The organism is Kitasatospora sp. NPDC059722, assembly GCF_042733235.1.
GTDB lineage: Bacteria > Actinomycetota > Actinomycetes > Streptomycetales > Streptomycetaceae > Kitasatospora.
The window spans coordinates 18185-22056 of sequence record NZ_JBHWGD010000107.1; the positions used below are offsets into that span (position 1 = coordinate 18185).

The following is a 3872-nucleotide window of genomic DNA, read 5'->3' on the forward strand; positions in this document are numbered from 1 at the left end:
GTGGGGGGGGTGGGATCGCTCAACGCGCCTGGGTGCGGGGGGGGCGGGGGGTGCGGGGGTGGCTGACGCTGCGGCGCGGGGCCGCCAGCGCGTTCGGCACGCTGGAGCTCTCCAGCGCGAGCACCCGGTAGCGCTCGTGCAGCACCTCGCCGTGGACGGTCAGTTCGGCCTCGAAGTCGGACGGGTCGAGCACGGTGACCTCGACGAAGACGAGGTCGTCCTCGGCCGGGATGTCGTTGTCGGCGCGGATCTGGCGGATCTTGTCCCGGTACTCGGCGAGGTCGCGGCTGTTCGGCTCGTTGGCGATCAGCCGCAGCGGCCGGTGGGTGTAGTCGCGCACGAAGCGCTCGGCCGTCTCGTCCAGGACGACGTCGGTGACGCGCAGTTCGAAGGCGCGCTTGAGCCGGGAGAGGAAGGAGACCAGCATGATCCCGGCGATGAAGCAGGCGCCGATCTTCACGCCGTCGGACCGTTCGACGACGTTGACGACCGTGGTGTAGAGGAAGACCGCGGCGATCACCGCGAAGATGACGGTCCAGCGCTTCTCCCTGGCCTTGCGGGCGGCGATGGTGACGGCGACGGCGGCGGAGCTGATCAGCACCAGCACGCCGGTCGCGTAGGCGCCGCCCTGCGCGTCGACGTTGGCGTCGAAGATCCAGGTCACGAGGAAGGCGATCAGGGTGAGCACGATGACCGTCGGCCGCACGGCGCGCGCCCAGTGCGGGGCCATGCCGTAGCGGGGCAGGTAGCGCGGCATGAGGTTCAGCAGCCCGGCCATCGCGGAGGCGCCGGCGAACCAGAGGATGGCGATGGTCGACAGGTCGTAGACGCTGCCGAAGGCGCTGCCCAGGTTCTCGTGGGCGAGGTAGGCGAGCGCCCGCCCGTTGGCCGGGCCGCCGGTCTTGAAGGCATCCTTCGGGATGAGCAGCGTCGTGATGAGGCTCGTGGTGATGAGGAAGACGCTCATGATCACGGCCGCGGTGGTGAGCAGCTTGCGGGCGCCGCGGATCCGCCCGGTCGGCTTCTCCTCGGTGTCGTCCGGGTCGCCCTCGATGTGGGGCATCACGGCGACGCCGGTCTCGAACCCGGAGAGGCCGAGGGCGAGTTTGGGGAAGACGATGAGCGCCACGCCGATCATCGCGAAGGCGTTGCCGTGCTCGGCGGTCAGCCCGTCGGTCCAGTCGCCGAACACGTGCGGGGTCTTGAACAGGTGCCAGATGCCGTTGACGACGACCACGACGTTGAGCACGAGGTAGACGGCGACGAGCACGACGGCCAGGCCGATCGCCTCGCTGAAGCCCTTGAGGAACACCGCGCCGAGCAGGGCCACCAGGATCAGCGTGAGCAGCACCTGCTTGCCGGACAGGGCGCTGTGCAGGTGGGGGTTCTCGATCAGGTGCGCGGTGGCGTCGGCGGCCGACAGCGTGATGGTGATCATGAAGTCGGTGGCGGCGAAGCCGAGCAGCGTCAGCACGAAGAGCTTGCCCTGCCAGAACGACAGCAGCCGTTCCAGCATGGCGATCGAGCCCTCGCCGTGCGGGCTCTCGACGGCCACCCGGCGGTAGACCGGCAGCGCGCCGCAGAGGGTGACGAGCACCAGCACGACCGTCGCGACCGGCGAGAGCAGGCCGGCGGCGAGGGCCGCGATGCCGGGCTGGTAGCCGAGGGTGGAGAAGTAGTCGAGGCCGGTCAGGCACATGACGCGCCACCAGGCCGCGCCCTTCTCGTGCGGGGCCTGCGCGTGCGGCCCGGGGTGCTGCTTGGCCATGTCCGCCAGGCCTTCCAGCATCCAGGCCCGGAACCTCGTGCCGCGTGTCGGAGGGGCCACCCCCGGGTCGGCCGTACCCGACGAAACCACGTACACCCCTGTCCATGACTCGTGTCGATGTGTCGATGACGCGGCCGGGCCGCCACGGCTCCTGACCCCCTGGCCGCCGGGCGGACGGCCCGGTCAGGCTAAGGGACCGGACCGCCGCCGCCGCGGAGCCGCGCGACCGGACGCGCCGGGGAGCCCCCGGACGGCCCTCTCCGGTGGCGCACGGGCGCGGGACGTGCGGCGAGGGCGCGCGAACCCGTCGCACGCCCGGCGCGGCGGGTGCGAGACCATGACCGGAAAGAGTGAGGATGTGCGCGCGCCTTGACGCACGGGCGAGCGGGTAGAGAACACCGAGACGGGCAACCGGGAGGCCGACGTGGCGGACCAGCGGGCGGAACCGAGCCGACGAGGGGTCCTCGGTCTGAGCCTGATGGCCGCGGCCCTCACCTCCTGCGGCACCCATCACTCCGACGAACCCGCGAGCCCCGCGCCCTCCCCCGACCCCGCCGGCGCGACCCCGCAGCGGGCCGGCCTCAAGGACGACCACCGGCCCGAGCAGTCACTGCCCGGCAACGCCGACTGGGAGATCACCAACCCCGGCCCGGCCGGCGCCATCGAGGGCTTCGCCGACCGCGTCAGCGTCCTGCCCGGCGAACCCGTCGGCCTCCACGTCTCCACACCGGCCGCCGCGTTCACCGTGTCCGCCTACCGGATCGGCTGGTACGGCGGCGCCCGCGCCCGCCTGGTGTGGCGCCGCGAACACGTGCCGGGCGCCAAGCAGCCCGCGCCGCACGTGGACGGCACGACCCGCACCGTCCTCACCGGCTGGCAGCGCACCCTCGCCGTCGACACGGCCGGCTGGCCCGAGGGCGCGTACCTGCTGCGCCTGGACGCCGAGGACGGCTCCGGCCAGCGCTACGTCCCGCTCACCGTCCGCTCGGCCGTCACCGCCGGGCGGACCGTCGTGGTGAGCGCCCCGGCGACGTGGCAGGCCTACAACGAGTGGGGCGGGTACAGCCTCTACAACGGCCCGACCGGCGGCCTCGCCACCCGCTCGCTGAAGGTCGTCTTCGACCGCCCGTACGACTACGACCACGGCGCCGGGCTGTTCCTGGTCTACGAGGCGCCGCTGGTCTCCTTCGCCGAGCAGCTCGCCAACCCCCACGCGTACACGACCGGGATCGACGTGGCCCGCGAGCCCGCGCTGCTGCGCGGCGCCACCGCCGTCCTGTCGCTCGGTCACGACGAGTACTGGTCCCCCGAGCAGCGCGCCAACGTCGTCGCGGCCCGGGACGCCGGCACCAACGTGGCCTTCCTGGGGGCGAACTGCTGCTTCCGCCGGGTCCGGTTCGAGCCCACCGACCTCGGGCCGGACCGCACGGTGGTCTGCTACAAGGACGCCTGGGCGAGCGACCCCGGGTACCAGGCGGGCGCACCGGCCACCACCGACTTCCGCACCGGCCCGGGCGCCGACCCGGAGAGCTCGATGCTCGGCGTCATCTACGACGGCTACCCCGTGGACGCGCCCTACGTCGTCGGCGCGCCCGACCACTGGGCGTTCGCGGGCATCGGCGTCGCCGCGGGCGCGTCCTTCCCGCACCTGGTCGGCGTCGAGTACGACAAGGTGGACACCGCCTTCCCCGTCCCACGCCCGATCGAGGTCATCGCCCACTCCCCCGTCGTCTGCGAGGGCCGCCGCTCGCACGCCGACACCGCCTACTACACCGTCCCGAGCGGCGCCGGGGTGTTCGCCACCGGGACGATGCGCTGGGTGGAGACGCTCGACGCGCGCGGCCCCGGGGGCACCGGCACCGACCACGGCATCGACGCCAAGGCCGGCGACCTGGTGCGCAAGGTCACCGAGAACGTCCTGCGCGCCTTCGCCGCCGGCCCGGCCGGCCGCACCCACCCCGCGAGCGACAACCTCGCCGCCGTCTACGGCGGGAAGTAGCCCCGGCGGTCCATCGCGGTCGAACCGACCTCCGACGCCGCCGCACCCGCCCGCTGGCCGGGGCCCCGGGGCCGGGCCGGCCCCCGGCCCCCCCCCCCCCCCCCC

General features: G+C 73.5%; 1 protein-coding gene and 1 pseudogene (1 of these 2 cut by a window edge). One reads left to right on the forward strand and one right to left on the reverse strand.

Going from position 1 to position 3872, the window contains the following annotated elements; all coding sequences use genetic code 11:
- Positions 1-1789: pseudogene (locus ACFV4F_RS37415) on the reverse strand (amino acid transporter) (it extends 203 nt beyond the left edge of the window).
- A 403-nt stretch (positions 1790-2192) separates the two neighbouring features.
- On the opposite strand from ACFV4F_RS37415, the gene ACFV4F_RS37420 reads away from it, so the two are divergent.
- Positions 2193-3767 carry a N,N-dimethylformamidase beta subunit family domain-containing protein gene (locus ACFV4F_RS37420; protein WP_380509528.1) on the forward strand — a complete coding sequence of 525 codons (1575 nt, stop codon included), beginning with the start codon at positions 2193-2195 and terminating at the stop codon, positions 3765-3767.
- Positions 3768-3872 lie beyond the last annotated feature (105 nt).